The sequence below is a fragment of the Flavobacterium sp. genome (genome assembly GCF_043773265.1).
Taxonomy (GTDB): Bacteria; Bacteroidota; Bacteroidia; order Flavobacteriales; family Flavobacteriaceae; genus Flavobacterium.
Genome location: NZ_JAYVFH010000004.1, coordinates 1 through 17207, shown reverse-complemented (window position 1 = coordinate 17207; position 17207 = coordinate 1). Strand labels below are relative to the sequence as shown.

Below are 17207 nucleotides of genomic sequence, written 5' to 3'. Positions count from 1 at the left end.
TAAAAATGAAAATTACAAATATTTGTTGCATTGGTGCAGGATATGTTGGTGGACCAACAATGGCAGTTATTGCTCAAAAATGTCCACATATAAAAGTTACTGTTGTTGACTTAAATGTAAACAGAATTGAAAAATGGAACGACGAAGATGTAAATAACATCCCAATTTATGAACCAGGATTAAGCGATATTGTTAAACAGAGCCGAAATAAAAATTTATTCTTTTCAACAGAAGTTGATAAAGCTATAGATGAAGCACAACTTATCTTTATTTCAGTAAATACACCTACCAAAACCTATGGTTCTGGAAAAGGTATGGCTGCAGATTTAAAATATATTGAACTTTGTGCTCGACAAATCGCTAGAGTTTCTAAAAACGATAAAATAGTTGTCGAAAAATCAACTTTGCCTGTTAGAACAGCCGAAGCAATAAAAAACATTCTCGATAATACAGGAAACGGAGTTCAATTTCAAATTTTATCTAATCCTGAATTTTTAGCCGAAGGAACTGCAGTTGCAGATTTACTAAATCCTGATAGAGTGTTAATTGGTGGAGATTCAACACCAGATGGTCAAGCAGCTATAGAATCACTTGTTGAAGTTTATTCTAATTGGGTTTCTAACGATAGAATACTAAAAACCAATGTTTGGTCTTCTGAACTGTCTAAACTAACAGCCAATGCTTTTTTGGCACAAAGAGTTTCATCAATAAACGCAATGTCAGAATTATGTGAAAAAACTGGAGCTGATGTAAACGAAGTTGCAAAAGCAATTGGAATGGACAGCAGAATTGGTTCTAAATTCCTAAAATCATCTGTAGGTTTTGGAGGTTCATGTTTTCAAAAAGATATTATGAATCTTGTTTATATTGCAAAATCTTTCGGATTGAATGAAGTTGCCGATTATTGGGAACAAGTAATTATTATGAATGATCATCAAAAAAGAAGATTTTCTAAAAAAATTGTTTCAACATTATACAACACTATTTCCGATAAAAAAATTACATTTCTAGGTTGGGCTTTCAAGAAAGATACTAACGATACTAGAGAATCGGCTGCAATATACGTAGCAGATGATTTAATAAATGAACAAGCTAAAATTGCAGTATTTGACCCAAAAGTTGACTACCAACAAATTTTAGAAGATTTAAATTATTTAGAATCAAGAACAGCTCTAAAAAATGAAAAACACATAAAATCATTTGAAAATCCTTATGAAGCTTGCAATCAATCACATGCTATTGCAATTCTAACAGAATGGGATGAATTTAAAAATTATGATTGGCAAAAAATATATGATTCTATGCTAAAACCAGCATTTGTATTTGATGGTAGAAATTTACTTGATAAAGAAAAAATGACAAATATAGGGTTTCAATATCAAGCAATTGGATCTTAAAACTAAGTAAAATGAAGATAAAAATAGCAATAATTGGATTAGGATATGTAGGTTTACCACTTGCAAGGTTATTTGCTACAAAATATCCAGTAGTAGGATTTGATATAAATCAAAAAAGAATTGATGAACTAAATCAAGGCATTGATTCAACATTAGAAATAGAAAAAGAGTTGCTAAATTCTGTTTTAATAAAAAAACCACTCGAAGAAATCGGATTGTTTTGCAGCACAAATAGTAATGATATTAAAGATTGTAACTATTATATAATAACCGTTCCAACTCCAATAGATAAAAACAACAGACCCGATTTAACACCTTTATACAAAGCAAGTAAAACTGTTGGTAAGGTTCTAAAAAAAGGAGATATTGTAATTTATGAATCTACAGTTTATCCTGGTTTAACCGAAGAAGAATGTATTCCAGTATTAGAAAAAATTAGTAATCTTAAATTTAACGAAGATTTTTTTGCAGGATATTCTCCAGAAAGAATAAATCCAGGCGATAAAGAACATACTGTAGATAAAATACTTAAAATTACTGCTGGTTCAACTCCAGAAATAGGTATTAAAGTAAATGATTTATACAAATCTGTCATTACTGCTGGTACTCATTTGGCACCATCAATTAAAGTTGCAGAAGCCGCTAAAGTTATCGAAAATTCTCAACGTGATATAAACATTGCATTTGTAAATGAGCTTGCAAAAATATTTAATATTTTAAATATCGATACACAAGCAGTACTTGAAGCAGCAGGAACCAAATGGAATTTTTTGAACTTTAAACCTGGCTTGGTTGGTGGACATTGCATTGGTGTTGATCCTTATTATTTATCACAAAAAGCTCAAGAAGCTGGATACCATCCAGAAATTATTTTGGCAGGAAGAAGATTAAATGATAGTATGGGCGAATATGTAGCATCAAGAATTGTAAAATTGATGATAAAAAAGCAAATTCCTGTAAATCATTCTAGTTTATTGATGCTAGGAATTACTTTTAAAGAAAATTGTCCAGATGTTAGAAATACTAAAATTGTAGATGTTATTAAATCATTAACTGATTATGGAATCAATATTTCAATTTATGATCCTTGGGCAAATCCAGATGAAGTTAAGCATGAATACAATTTAGAAGTTTTGGATTGCATTAAAAATAAAAAATTTGACACAATTGTATTAGCAGTTGCTCATAATGAGTTTTTAGAATTAGATTTAGACCAATTTAAAAATCCAAACAACGTTATATATGATGTAAAAGGAGTTTTAAAATGTGAAATAGACGGAAAATTATAATATGAAAAAAATAGTAATCACTGGCGGAGCAGGTTTTATTGGCTCGCATGTTGTACGGCTTTTTGTAAATAAATACCCAAATTATCAAATTTATAATTTAGATAGTTTAACCTATGCCGGAAACCTTGAAAACATTTCTGATATAGAAAAAGCACCAAATTATACTTTTATTAAAGGCGATATTACCGACGAAAGTTTCATAAACCAATTGTTTCAAGAACATCAATTTGATGGCGTTTTACATCTTGCAGCAGAATCTCATGTTGATAGATCAATCACCGATCCATTAAGTTTTGTAAAAACAAATGTTATTGGAACAATGAATCTTTTAAATGCTGCCAAAACAATTTGGAAGGACAATTTTCAAGAAAAACGTTTTTATCACATTTCTACCGATGAAGTTTATGGAAGCTTGGGCGCAACAGGATTATTTACAGAAACAACACCTTACGATCCTAATTCTCCTTATTCAGCATCAAAAGCAAGTTCAGACCATTTTGTTCGTGCCTACGGAGAAACTTATGGTTTACCCTATGTAATTACAAATTGTTCTAACAACTATGGTCCAAATCATTTTCCTGAAAAATTGATACCTTTGTTTATTAATAACATAATCAATAACAAGCCATTACCAGTTTATGGTGACGGAAAATATACAAGAGATTGGCTATTTGTAGAAGATCATGCAGTGGCAATTGATTTGGTCTTTCACAAAGGTAAAAATCATGAAACCTATAATATTGGTGGATTTAATGAATGGCAAAACATAGACTTGGTTAAACTATTATGCAACCAAATGGATGTAAAACTAGGAAGAGAAAAAGGACAATCTGAAAAACTAATATCTTATGTAAAAGATAGACCAGGACACGATTTGAGATATGCAATTGATGCCTCTAAAATAAATTTAGAACTAGGATGGAAACCTTCAGTAACTTTCGAGCAAGGTCTAGAAAAAACAATCGATTGGTATCTTTCTAATGAAGAATGGTTAAAAAATGTTACTTCTGGTCAATATCAAAAGTATTATGAAAAGCAATATAACTAAAAAATGAGTGAACAAAAACAAGTTTGGACAGAGGAAATAAAATCTGACACATCCTTATTATCAGTTAATTTCAAAGAGCTTTGGCATTATAGAGATTTACTTCTAATGCTTCTTAAACGTGATTTTATAACTTTTTATAAGCAAACTATTTTAGGACCAATATGGTTTTTCGTTCAACCAATATTAACAGCATTAATTTATCTAGTACTTTTTGGTCAAGTCGCTAAATTGTCAACAGACGGTTTACCTCAATTAGCATTTTATCTGTCTGGAATTACTATCTGGAATTATTTTTCAGACTCTTTAACCAAAACTTCATCTGTTTTTCAAACCAATGCATCTATTTTTGGAAAAGTATATTTCCCTAGATTGATAATGCCACTTTCAATAGTTTTTTCAGGATTATTAAAATTTATTATTCAATTCGGATTGTTTATAGCAGTTGTGCTTTACTATACTTTTATTGAAAAAACAGTTCATCCAAACATTTGGGTTCTTGCAACACCACTTTTAATACTTTTAATGGCAGCATTTGCTCTTGGGTTAGGTATGATTTTTTCATCAATGACCACAAAATATAAAGACCTTTCTTTTTTGTTAACCTTTGGTATTCAGTTGTATATGTATACAACACCAGTGGTTTATCCAATATCTGCAATGCCAGAAAAATACAGATGGATTGTCAATGCAAATCCATTAACCGGAATATTTGAATGTTTTAGATATGGTTATTTAGGTTCTGGTCATTTTGAACCATCTAGCTTAGTTTTTAGCACAATTTTTATTACGATATTACTCGTTTTTGGAGTAGTCATTTTTAATAAAGTAGAAAAAAGTTTCATGGACACTGTTTAATATAAGTATGAAAAATTTAGCAATAAAAGCAGAAAATATATCTAAACAATACCGTCTTGGCGAAGTTGGAACAGGTACATTGTCGCATGATTTAAATAGATTTTGGAGTAAAATTAGAGGTAAAGAAGATCCATATTTAAAAATTGGAGATTCCAATGATAGAACTGCAAAAGGAACAAGTGAATATGTTTGGTCGTTGAAAGATATAAATTTTGAAATTCAACAAGGTGAAGCAGTTGGTATTATTGGAAAAAATGGAGCAGGAAAAAGTACTTTACTTAAACTGTTAAGCAAAGTTACCAAACCCACAACTGGAAACTTTAAAGTTAATGGAAGAATAGCGTCTTTATTAGAAGTTGGAACTGGTTTTAATCCAGAAATGACAGGTCGCGAAAATATCTATCTAAACGGAGCAATTCTTGGAATGAGACGCGCAGAAATTACAAGAAAATTTGATGAAATTGTTGAATTTTCTGGTGTTGAAAGATATATTGACACACCAGTAAAAAGATATTCTTCTGGAATGTATGTTCGACTTGCCTTTGCTGTAGCAGCACATTTAGAATCAGAAATATTAATTGTTGACGAAGTACTTGCAGTTGGTGATGCCGAATTTCAAAAGAAATGTTTAGGCAAGATGGGCGATGTTAGTAAAGGCGAAGGAAGAACAGTTTTGTTTGTTAGTCATAATATGGATGCCGTTAGAAAATTAACAGATAAATGTCTGGTAATGGAAAAAGGTAAATTAGTATATTATGGAGAAACCGAAAGTGCCATAAAAAATTACATTCAAAATAAAAATAATGTAAAAATTCTTCAAGAATGGAATACTCCAGAAAATGCTCCAGGAAATGAATTTGTTAAACTAAAAAAAGTTTCAATTAGTGGAATGGACAACATTCCTAAACATGAATTTTATACAACCGAAGACATTTATATTGATATAGAATATTGGGATTTTAACACAAGATTTAAATCAACAGCTATTATCCATCTGATTAATGAAAGTGAACATACACTTTTTGCAACTAATGAATTTAATGCAACCAATTGGAACGAAATTCATGATGGAACAGGACTTGTAAAAGCAACTTGTAAAATACCTAGTAACTTTCTTGCCGATGGTGATTATTCAGTTTTAGTTGCTGTTGGTAACTATAATCCAAACATGATTCATGTAAAACTAGAAGACGCATTACTTTTTTCAGTCTTAGACTCATTAGATATTGAAAATGCAGTTAAAAAAGATACAACTGGAAGTTGGCCAGGATTAGTAAGACCAAAACTAGATTGGAGTATTTCTAAAACCTAAATTCAATGAATAAAATAAAAAATTTATTGGTAAAGATTTTTTTAAAAATGCTAAATCTAACTTTGTCATATAAACAAGATATAGAAATTGAAGCACTTAAGAAAAAATTTAAAAAAATAGGTTTTGCTTTTAGATTAGGCACAGATTATCGAATATTAAATCCTCAGTATGTTGAAATTGGAGAAAATTTTGGTGCTTCAAGCAGATTTAGATTAGAAGTAACTGATTCCTATGGTGACCAAACTTTTTCACCTACTGTAAAAATTGGAAATAATGTAATTTTTCATACCGATGTTCACATTGGTTGCATAAATAAAATTGAAATTGGTGACGATTGCCTTTTTGCTAGCCGAATTTTTATAACCGATCACTATCATGGTGATACTTCTATAGAAATGATTAAATTACCACCAAGATATAGACCATTAGTAACCAGCGGACCAGTTATTATTAAAAATAATGTTTGGATTGGAGAAGGTGTTGCAATAATGCCAAATGTAACCATTGGAGAAAACTGTATAATTGCTACAAATGCTGTTGTTACAAAAAGTATTCCTCCAAATTCTGTTGCTGCTGGAATACCTGCAATTGTTATTAAAACCATACAATAGATAATGTTTAAATTAATGTTTAAATAATAAATATGAATTCTAATAAGTTAGCGATTGTAATTCCTTATTTTAAACTTAGTTTTTTTGAAGATACTTTGAAGTCACTTTCAAATCAAACAAATAAAGAATTTAATGTATATATTGGTGATGATGCAAGCCCAGAAGATTGTTCAATATTATTAGAAAAATATAAATCTCAGTTTTTAATAAAGTATAAAAGATTTGATTCTAATTTAGGAGGAAAATCATTAGTAAAACAATGGGAAAGATGCCTTGAATTAATTGATGCCGAGCAATGGTTTATGATTTTGGGTGACGACGATTATCTTGGTAATGATGTTATAGAAAATTTTTATTTGCATACGAAAAACTATACAGATAAAAGCAATGTAATTAGATTTTCTTCAATATTAGTTGATGCTTTCAACAAACCTATTTCAGAATTATATAGACACAATGTACATGAACAAGCTATAGATTCTTATTGTAGAAAATTAAATGGAGAAAGCAGAAGTTCATTATCTGAACACATTTTTAATATCAATTCCTATAAAAAATATGGTTTCAAAGACTATAAAATGGCTTGGGGAAGTGATGATAGAGCAATTATAGATTTTTCAGATTTGAAACCAATTTATACAATAGATTCAATTGTTTATGTTAGAATATCAGATTTAAATATTTCTGGTAAAAAAGATAATATACAAGAAAAAATTCAAGGAAGATTATTGTGTACTAAAGAGATTTTGAGAGATTATAAATCAATAATGAATAAAGAACAAATAAAAACTTTTATAGCATTATATGAAAATCTTATTTATAGATATAATAAAATAAAATTATCAGATGTTTTTTATTTACTATTTTTATCACAAAAATATTTTGGTTTTGCATATACATTCAACCAATTTAAATCGATATTTAAAAAAATAAAGTCATAAAAATTAATTTTTAATTTTAACAACCCAAACCAATCATGATTAATAAAATAAAAAATAAATTAAATTTCATAACGCAATCGTTAGCATCAATTGATAGTAAAGCTACTCTAAATCAAGCTTCTGTGCTAGATCATTTAGCATTAACTCAATTGCTAAAAATGTTTGATGATAAAATTTTTATACCTTTAACTAGTTGGTCAATAAGTCCTAACGAAGTACTTCATGTTTGTAATGAAATAATAATTAATAAAAGAAGAAATATAATAGAATTTGGATCAGGTTTTTCAACAATTTGTATTGCTCAATTGTTAAAAATAAATAATATTAATACAGCTTTTTTTAGCGTAGAAAATGATGCAAATTGGGCAGAAGAGTTAAATGGAATTTTAAAAAGAATGGAATTGAGCGATTTTGTAAAAATAATAGTTGCACCAATTACTAATGTTCCAAAAGAATTTGCAAAAGCAAATCAAGAAAAATGGTATGATACAGAAATTTTATCTCAAGCTTTAAGCCAAGTTGAAACTATCGAATTAGTTTTAGTAGATGGTCCTTTTGGAGGTACAACGCCATTTGCTAGATATTCTGCAGTTCCGTTTTTAAAAAATAAATTAACTAGTAATTATGCAGTTTTTCTTGACGATTCTGCAAGAGAAAGTGAAATGAAAATTGCTCAAGATTGGCAAAATTTACTACAAGCAAAATCAATTGATTATAAACGATATACTTATCTTACAAATAATTACAATTTTGATATTGCACCATACGGTTATAATCAGTAATATTATCTAGCATGAAAGATTTACTGCTGTTTCATTATTGGTGTTTTAGAACTTTTTCTTTAAGAAGAAATTTTCCTAAACTTAAAATTAAAAGCATATTTCAAACCATCGATGACATAATAATCAACAAAAAAAGCATCAGCCGATTTGGTGATGGCGAATTAAGAATGATGATTGGAAATGGCAAAATTGTATTTCAAAACGAGAACAATGATTTGTCAAATAAATTAAATGAAGTTCTAACTTCTAATTTAAAAAACCACATCGTAGCACTTCCAGAAGCTTTCGTTTCTACAAAAAATCTAAAACTCTCATCACGTTATTTTTGGAAAGGTTATTTAAACAATAATAGTAATTCATTTTCCAGGTATTTAAACAAAGAAGCAATCTACGGAAATTCATTTATTTCAAGATTTTATATGGCTTATTCAAATAAAGAATTTGCTATTGAAGTAGTAAATAAATTAAAACAAATCTGGAACCAAAAAGACATTCTTATCGTTGAAGGAGAATTTTCTCGACTTGGCGTAGGAAACGATTTGTTTAAAAATGCCACAAGTTTAAAAAGAATAATTTGTCCATCAGAAAATGCTTTTTCAATTTATGATAAAATACTTGAGGTTTCTAAAAAACATGGCAAAGACAAACTCATTTTAATTGCTCTTGGTCCAACAGCAACCGTTTTAAGTTATGATTTAGCCAAACAAGATTTTTGGGCTTTAGATGTTGGTCATATTGATGTAGAATATATGTGGATGTTGCAAAATGCCAAAGTAAAAGTTCCAATAAAAGGAAGGTATGTCAGCGAAGCAAGAGATATAAAAGATTTTGAAATTCCAGAAGAATATCTAGACCATTACAATCAAAGTATTATTGAAAAAGTAACTTTTTAAAAATAGTAATTTCTCACGTCAGTTCGAGTGATTTTTGTGTAGTGTAACGTAGCAAAAATTGCCTGCCTGTCTGAAGAAAGGTATCGAGAACCTTTAATAAATCATTATATTTCAACATGAAATTATCCATAATAATTCCGGTTTTTAACGTTGAAAAATACATTGCAAAATGTATCGATAGCATTATTACACAACAAATTCAACCAAATGATTATGAGATAATTATTGTAAATGATGGTTCGCCAGATAACAGTAAAAATATAATAGAAGAATACAAAAAAAAATATCCACAAATTGTATTTATTAATCAAGAAAATCAAGGTGTTTCAGTTGCAAGAAATAAAGGATTAGATGTTGCCAAAGGAAAGTATATTTTATTTATCGATCCAGACGATGCTGTTCATGAAAATTCAATTCATAAAATTTTAGAAGTTGCTACTACAAATGATTTAGACATTCTTTATTTGAGTTTAGAATTGTATGATGAAGCCAATAATTATTTGTATTTATATAAAAAATGTGGCGAAGAAGGCACAATTTCTAACGGAATTATTCATCCAAGAAGAACCTTTCCGGCAACACTTTACAAAAAAGAAACCATTGGTAAAATTCGTTTTTTTAAAGGAATTACTCGTGGTCAAGATTCGGTTTTTAACGCCATGGTTCAGTCTGTTGCGCTAAAATGTAGTTATTGCTCAATTCCTTATTACAAATATCTTCAACGCGAAACTTCGTCAAGACAATTTGTTGGAAACGATAAAGCGTTTAAGGGTTGTTTAATCGCTATTAAAGAATTAGAAAATTATAAAAATGAAAATTTTCCAGAAGCTAATAATTATGTAATAGACTATTTTGATAAGGTAAAACTCATTTTTCTTCAAAGAGCAATTGAATGGAACATCATGCCAAATCTAGACAAAAATCGCTTCATAAAAGTAAAATTATTTCTTAAAGAAAATAATTTAAATTCTTTAGCAACAACCATTTCATCAAAATTCAAATTTTTTAACACAACCTATTTTCAGTTTTATTGCTATCATTATAGTTTAAAAATATTCTATTCTATATTAGCATTTTTAAGTAAAACTAAAAGAAAATTATTCAATTAAAAATTGATTTGTAAATTGCACCATAATTTTTTAATAAAAAATATATTTCTCGAATAAAACTATACCTTTTTTATGATACCATTTAATAAAGTTTACAGCACTGGTAAAGAGCTAAATTATATTGCAGAAACTGTTAATGCTGGCAAACTTTCAGGTAACGGTAAATTTACCAAATTGTGTCAAACATTTTTTGAAGAAAAGTATGGTTTCAAGAAAACACTATTAACAACTTCATGTACTGATGCTTTAGAAATGTGTGCTATGTTGGCTAATATTTCTATTAATGATGAAGTTATAATGCCAAGCTATACTTTTGTATCAACTGCCTTACCTTTTATAAGACAAGGTGCAAAAGTAGTTTTTGCCGATTCTTATAATGATAATCCAAACATAGATGCAAAAACAATTGAAGCGCTAATAACACCTAAAACTAAAGCAATTGTTGTAGTTCATTATGCAGGAATTGCATGTGATATGGATACAATTATGCATCTTGCAACCAAGCACAATTTAATTGTAATTGAAGATGCTGCACAAGCAATTGATAGTTTTTATACAGGAAAAGATGGTGTAAAAAAACCATTAGGTTCAATAGGTCATCTGGCAGCTTTTTCGTTTCATGAAACCAAGAATATAGTTTCTGGCGAAGGTGGATTATTAGCAATAAACGATGATAGATTTGTAAAAAGATCAGAAATTATTTGGGAAAAAGGAACCAACAGAGCCGAATTTTTTAGAGGTGAAGTCAATAAATATGGTTGGGTTGATACTGGTTCTTCGTTTTTGGCATCTGAGTTAATTGCCGCATTTCTTTGGGCACAATTAGAAAATTTAGATCATATTCAAGAAAAAAGAAAACTCCTTTGGAACACTTATTACAATGCTTTTAAAGAAAAAGGTATAACAGAAATTCAACTTCCAGTAATTCCAGATTATGCAACCAATAACGGACACATGTTTTTTATTATTGCCCAAAAATTAGAACATAGAAATACTATAATCGAAACCTTAAAAACCAACGGATTTCATTCGGTTTTTCACTATTTATCACTTCATAGTAGCGATTATTATAAAGAAAAACATGATGGTAGAGTTTTAAATAATAGTGATAAATTTACTGATTGTTTACTTCGACTGCCAATGTTTTATGATTTAAAAACCTCTGATATTGAAGAACTTGTAACTAAATGTTTCTAATTTTTACTTTATAATTCCTCAAATGGAAAATTCTTTAGTAAGTATAATTGTTCCTGTTTATAATGTTGAAAATTATCTAGAACATTGTATTACATCGTTACTAAATCAAACCTATAAAAACTGCGAATTCATCTTTGTAAACGATGGATCCATAGATTCTAGTTTGTCTATTATTGAAAAATTTCAAGCAATAGATTCTAGAATTAAACTCATAAATCAAGAAAATAAAGGTGTTAGTGTTGCCAGAAATAATGGTTTAGAAATTGCCAAAGGAAAATATATTGGCTTTGTTGATGCTGATGATTGGGTTAAAACCGATATGTATGAAACACTTGTTAATGCAATCGAGAAATTTCAAAGTGACATTGTTTTGTTCAACATGATAAGAGATTATAATAGTGTCGAATTTGTTGCAAATTATGATTTTCCCGATAATCAATTATTAGATTCAAGTTTTATTCAAAACCAACTTTTTAGCCATTTAATTAAAAAAGACGATTTGTATTCATCTTGTAATAAGTTGTTTAAAGCATCAATTATAAAAGACAATATAATTAAATTTCCTGCTGGTGATGAATTAAGTGAAGATAATATTTTCAACTTGCTTTATTTTGATAAAATTAAAACATTTCTTTATTTAGATTATGCTGCATATTATTATCGTGAGGTTGAAGGAAGCGCAACTCGCAACATTAAAACCAAAGATTATTTTAAAAATATTTTAAGAATTTACAATTTTAATTATAAATCGTACATGACTTTAAAGTTTTCTGATGAAGCATTAAATGAGTTAAAATCAGAGAAACTAATTACTGGAGTTTTGTCGTTGATTCATCTTTACTTTTCATCCAATCAATTGCCTTTTTTTCAACGTTATAAGTATGTTAAAAACATGGTTTATAATGAAACTTTGCAAGAAATTATTACAAAATATGAATCCAAATTAATGAGTGATGCTAATAGATTTAACGGTTTTTTACTTCAATCAATAAAGCAAAAATCAGTTTTAAAATTATATTTAGCAGTACTTTATAGCAGATTTAGAAATCGATAATAGAAATATAATATCTTTGAAAAATAATTAGAGATATAGTACAAATTTCAACATAAAAATAAATGAAGATATTAATGTTTTTACATGGCGGAAGCAGAAACAGAGGTTGCGAAGCAATAGTTCGATCTGGGGTTGCCTTAATAAAAAATAAAATTCCAGATGCAAAAGTAGATTTAGCTTCTTGGAAACCAGAAACCGATGCCATTATTCCGTTAATTGATAATGTTTATTTAGATAAATCAAGAGAAATAAAAAAATTTTCGTTGCAATGGCTTGCCTGTATTATTCAAGCAAAATTATTTAATAATCCAAATTATGCATATCAAATAATTCATTCAGATATTATTACCAAAGTACCAAATTATGATATTTTGCTTTCAATTGGTGGCGATAATTATTGTTATGGTGAACAACATGGTTTTTATGAAATTAATAAATCAATAAAAAAAGCTGGAAAAAAGCTTGTACTTTGGGGTGCATCTATTGGTGAAGAAGATTTATCAGATGCTAAAATTGAAGATTTAAAATCATTTGATTTAATTCTAGCTAGAGAAAGTTTAACCCACGAAATTCTTATTAAAAATGGATTAACCAATGTAAAACTATGTGCTGATGGTGCTTTTACAATGCAAAAAGAAGAATTGCCTTTGCCTGATGGTTGGAAAGTTTCTAACACAATGGGATTTAATTTTAGTCCTTTGGTTTGGAAAAAAAATAAAAATTCTAGAGATGCAGCAATTAAACTTGTGCAACACATTATAGACACAACAACAATGACAATTGCATTTACACCACATGTAATTGAACCCGAAAATGACGATTATGAATGTCTTGAACATTTTTATGAAACCTTTAAAAATTCTAATCGCGTTTTGCTTCTTCCTAATAATTTAAACGCAATTCAATACAAAGGATATATTGCAAGAATGAGATTTTTTATTGGTGCAAGAACGCATGCAACAATTGCAGCATACTCAACTTTAATTCCAACAATGGTTTTGGGTTATAGTGTTAAATCTAAAGGTATTGCAAAAGATATTTTTGGCGAAGAAAAATTAGTTTTAAACCTAAATGAAATTTCGGACAGCCAAAAACTAATCGAAAAATTTGATGAAATGGTAAAAGAAGAAGAAAAGATAATCGAAACATTAGCCAATAATATTCCTCGAATTAAAGAAATGTCTAAAAAAGCAGTTCAGTATTTACAAGAAGTTTAATAATGAAAAATATATGCTTTGTAATTCCAAGTTTAGATGCTGGTGGTGCAGAAAAAGCACTACTCAATTTGTTAAGCGTTATTGATTATACAAAGTATAAAGTTGATTTAATTGTATTTATTAAAAAAGGAATTTTCCTAAAGCAATTGCCACCACAAGTAACTGTAATTTCTATTGAAGGAAATTATACTACTTTTTCTCTTGGACTTTTTTCGTCAATAATTTCATCTCTAAAAAAAGGAAATTTAAAGTTAGTATTTCATAGAATACTATTTGCTCTAAAAAATAGAACTTCAAAAAACACTTCCAATGCTGAACAAATTTCTTGGACGAATTGCAGTAAATCCATTCCAAATTTCAATAAAGAATATGATGTTGCAATTGGAGCTTTAGAAAAATCTTCAATTTATTTTGTTGTTGATAAACTCAATGCCAAAAGCAGAATAGGTTGGATTCATACCAATTATTCCAAATCCGGAATGAAAAAAGAATTTGATATAAATTATTTTGAAAAACTAAATTTTTTAATAGCTGTTTCACAAGAATGTAAAGACGATTTGCAACTTAATTTTCCAAAATTAAAAGATGCTATAAAAGTAATTTACAATATTGTTTCTCCAAGTTTAATTCAAAAACTTTCTACAGAAAATATAACAGATATTAATTTTAATGCAACGCAAACTACCATTTTAACAGTTGCAAGATTAAGCAAAGAAAAAGGTATAGATTTAGCGCTAAATGCAAGTATTGAATTACTCAAAATGGGAATACAATTTAAATGGTATATAATTGGTGATGGCTCAGAAAGAAACAACTTAGAACAAAAAATAAAGGAAAATAACTTGCAAGAAACTTTCATTTTATTAGGATTAAAAGAAAATCCTTATCCTTTTGTAAAACAAGCCAATATTTATATTCAACCTTCTCGATATGAAGGAAAATCGATTGCTATTGATGAAGCTAAAATTCTTCAAAAGCCCATAATTATTACAAATTATCCAACAGCAAAAGACCAAATTGATAATGGAGTAAACGGAATAATTTCTGAAATGAATGGAACTGCAATGGCGCAAAATATTGTTTCATTGATAAATAACCCAACTATAATTGATAATTTCTGCTTAAATTTGAAAAACGAAAATCTAGGAACCGAATCCGAAATTTTTAAACTTTACGAATTATTTAATGAATCAAAATAAAAAAAACTTACTTTTTGTAATGAGTAATTTGCGTTGTGGTGGCGCAGAAAAATCATTAATTTCATTGCTTCAAACCATTGATTATTCTTTATATAATGTTGATTTGCAATTGTTTTCATTAGAAGGATTATTTCTAAAACAAGTGCATCCTAACGTTACAATTTTGCCTGAAATTGAAGAATACAAATACTTTGACATGTCTTTTTCTAAAGCAATAAAAACTGGCTTAAAAAAAGGAAGATTAGATATTGTTTTTAATAGAATTTGTGCAGGATATATCTTTAAAAAAGAAAAAAATGCTTCTCGAAGAGAACAAAGAGTTTGGAAATACATAAGCAATTGTGTAAAAAAATCGCCCAAAAAGTATGATGCAGTTTTTGGTTTTCTCGAAAAATCACCAGTTTATTATGCCATTGAAAAAGTAGATGCCAACAAAAAAATTGGTTTTATTCACAATGATTACGAAAAATTAGAAATGGATGTTGCAATTGACAATAATTATTTTCCTAAACTAGATTATATCGTTACAGATTCTGAAGAATGTAAAGCAGTTTTAGCTAAAAATTTTCAAAGTTGCAAAGACAAACTGAGAGTAATTTTTAATATCATTTCACCTTCATTAATCTATAAATTAGCCGCAGAAAAAATTGAAGAACAATTTTCAAACCAGCTAAAAATTATTTCAATTGGTCGATTAGAAAACCAAAAAGGATATGATTTTGCAATAGATGCATTGAAAATTGTCAAAGAAAAAGGAGTAAATTTTCATTGGATAATTCTTGGTGAAGGCGTTGAAAAACCAAATATGCTTGCTCAAATTTCAAAAAATAATTTGCAAGAAAACATAACTTTTTTAGGCATAAAAGAAAATCATTATCCTTATGTAAAAATGGCAGATATATTTATGCAAACTTCACGATTTGAAGGTAAATCGATTGCTATTGACGAAGCCAAAATTCTTGCCAAACCAATTTTAGTTACCAATTTTAGCACCGTAAACGATCAAATTGAAAATAATGTAACTGGAATAATAGCCGAAATAAATCCAGTAGCAATTGCCCAAAAATTGATACTATTAATTGAAAATCAAGAACTGCGAAAAACACTTTCAAATAATCTTTCTCAGCTAAAATTAGGAACAGAAAGCGAAATTGAAAAGATATATAAATTGATTTCATAATAAAAAAGTTTACAATATTGGAATTGGATTCCAATATTGTAAACTTTTAAAGTTAAATACTATATTGTAGCATTAATATTAATTATAAATATAAAAGGAAGTTGATTTTTTCAACTTCCTTTTTTTAATTGTTTTAATTAAATATATTTGTTAAAATAAAAAATGTCAAATGAAAATTATAAATTTTTTAAAAACAAGATTTAGAAAATGGCTAAATGAAGAAATCTGGCTAAAAGATTATATTAAAGCTGGTTTAAAAGTTGGTTCCAATTGTAATATTCATTCTGGAGTTGTTTTTGATATTTCTCATTGTTGGTTAATAGAAATTGGAAATAATGTAACAATTGCTCCTTTTACTTATTTTTTAGCACATGATGCAAGCACGCAAAATAAATTGAATTACACTAAAATAGGAAAAGTTATTGTAGAAGATAATGTCTTTATTGGCGCAAGATCAATAGTTTTGGCAGGAGTTACAATTGGAGAAAACTCAATAATTGCAGCTGGTAGTGTTATATCAAAATCTATTCCAGCCAATTCAGTTTTTGGAGGAAATCCAGTTAAGTATATAATGTCAACAGACGAACTTATTGATAAACACAAAGATTTAATAAAAAATGCTAAAGTTTATGATGAATCGTGGCTTATAAATTCTAAAATTACTAATGAAATGAAGTATCAAATGTCGATAGATTTAGAAAATAAAATGGGTTATATTGTTTAATATGAATATAATAATTATACTCCTTGTTTGCCTTTTTCTAATTGTACTTTTGTTAGACGTTTTTCCACAGTTCAATACGTGGCAAAGCCGAATTCATATTGGTAGAATAACTAACAAAAAGGATTACACATTACTTGTTGCAAATAAAGCTTTAAAATGGCTTAAAAACACACCAACAATAAAACTCACAGATAACAAACGACTTATTATTATTGATATCTTAAAAGGCAATTATAAGCGAAACGCAATTCAGCATTGGCAAGAAGCAGCATTGGTTTTAGGATTGACAGAATCCTATTATAAAACTCAAAACCCAGAATATAAAAATCAGATAGATGCTTTTTTAAAATCTAAATTCAATAATTATAATTGGATAACAAAACCAACCGAAATTGATGG

Annotated in this window: 17 protein-coding genes; all 17 read left to right on the top strand. The window is 28.3% G+C overall.

Features of this window, described 5'->3' with window-relative positions; genetic code table 11:
• Positions 1-5: 5 nt before the first annotated feature.
• Entirely contained in the window at positions 6-1397 is a 1392-nt protein-coding gene (locus ACH2BO_RS00265; protein WP_395042750.1) for a nucleotide sugar dehydrogenase, read from the top strand.
• Positions 1398-1408: 11 nt separating this feature from the next.
• Positions 1409-2686, top strand: a complete 1278-nt coding sequence (locus ACH2BO_RS00260) for a nucleotide sugar dehydrogenase (RefSeq protein ID WP_395042749.1) — start codon at positions 1409-1411, stop codon at positions 2684-2686.
• Between the two features lies 1 nt (position 2687).
• A complete protein-coding gene (gene rfbB / locus ACH2BO_RS00255; RefSeq protein WP_395042748.1) occupies positions 2688-3734 on the top strand; it encodes a dTDP-glucose 4,6-dehydratase in 1047 nt (348 codons plus the stop codon).
• A 3-nt stretch (positions 3735-3737) separates the two neighbouring features.
• On the top strand, positions 3738-4589 hold the full coding sequence (locus ACH2BO_RS00250; RefSeq protein WP_395042747.1) for an ABC transporter permease: 852 nt from the start codon (positions 3738-3740) through the stop codon (positions 4587-4589).
• A 7-nt stretch (positions 4590-4596) separates the two neighbouring features.
• A complete protein-coding gene (locus tag ACH2BO_RS00245) occupies positions 4597-5901 on the top strand; it encodes an ABC transporter ATP-binding protein (protein ID WP_395042746.1) in 1305 nt (434 codons plus the stop codon).
• A 5-nt stretch (positions 5902-5906) separates the two neighbouring features.
• Positions 5907-6512, top strand: a complete 606-nt coding sequence (locus tag ACH2BO_RS00240) for an acyltransferase (RefSeq protein ID WP_395042745.1) — start codon at positions 5907-5909, stop codon at positions 6510-6512.
• Positions 6513-6544: 32 nt separating this feature from the next.
• Positions 6545-7453 carry a glycosyltransferase family A protein gene (locus ACH2BO_RS00235; RefSeq protein WP_395042744.1) on the top strand — a complete coding sequence of 303 codons (909 nt, stop codon included), beginning with the start codon at positions 6545-6547 and terminating at the stop codon, positions 7451-7453.
• A gap of 35 nt (positions 7454-7488) precedes the next feature.
• Complete coding sequence (locus tag ACH2BO_RS00230) at positions 7489-8235, top strand: hypothetical protein (RefSeq protein WP_395042743.1); 747 nt, start codon at positions 7489-7491, stop codon at positions 8233-8235.
• An 11-nt stretch (positions 8236-8246) separates the two neighbouring features.
• Positions 8247-9128: an SP_1767 family glycosyltransferase gene (locus tag ACH2BO_RS00225; RefSeq protein WP_395042742.1), complete on the top strand. Its 882-nt coding sequence runs from the start codon at positions 8247-8249 to the stop codon at positions 9126-9128.
• A 116-nt stretch (positions 9129-9244) separates the two neighbouring features.
• Positions 9245-10237 (top strand): glycosyltransferase, encoded by a 993-nt coding sequence (locus tag ACH2BO_RS00220; protein WP_395042741.1) that lies wholly within the window; start codon positions 9245-9247, stop codon positions 10235-10237.
• A 72-nt stretch (positions 10238-10309) separates the two neighbouring features.
• Positions 10310-11434, top strand: a complete 1125-nt coding sequence (rffA, locus tag ACH2BO_RS00215; RefSeq protein WP_395042740.1) for a dTDP-4-amino-4,6-dideoxygalactose transaminase — start codon at positions 10310-10312, stop codon at positions 11432-11434.
• Positions 11435-11456: 22 nt separating this feature from the next.
• The gene (locus ACH2BO_RS00210) at positions 11457-12488 is read left to right on the top strand and encodes a glycosyltransferase (RefSeq protein WP_395042739.1); all 1032 of its coding nucleotides are present in this window, start codon (positions 11457-11459) and stop codon (positions 12486-12488) included.
• Between the two features lie 62 nt (positions 12489-12550).
• Positions 12551-13705, top strand: coding sequence for a polysaccharide pyruvyl transferase family protein (locus ACH2BO_RS00205; protein ID WP_395042738.1), 1155 nt, complete (start codon positions 12551-12553; stop codon positions 13703-13705).
• A gap of 2 nt (positions 13706-13707) precedes the next feature.
• Positions 13708-14904, top strand: a complete 1197-nt coding sequence (locus ACH2BO_RS00200; RefSeq protein ID WP_395042737.1) for a glycosyltransferase — start codon at positions 13708-13710, stop codon at positions 14902-14904.
• A gap of 19 nt (positions 14905-14923) precedes the next feature.
• Positions 14924-16084, top strand: a complete 1161-nt coding sequence (locus ACH2BO_RS00195) for a glycosyltransferase (RefSeq protein ID WP_395042736.1) — start codon at positions 14924-14926, stop codon at positions 16082-16084.
• 169 nt (positions 16085-16253) lie between these two features.
• Complete coding sequence (locus ACH2BO_RS00190) at positions 16254-16808, top strand: acyltransferase (RefSeq protein WP_395042735.1); 555 nt, start codon at positions 16254-16256, stop codon at positions 16806-16808.
• A 1-nt stretch (position 16809) separates the two neighbouring features.
• Positions 16810-17207, top strand: a 398-nt coding sequence (locus tag ACH2BO_RS00185) for a hypothetical protein (protein ID WP_395042734.1), incomplete at its 3' end; no start/stop codon positions are given.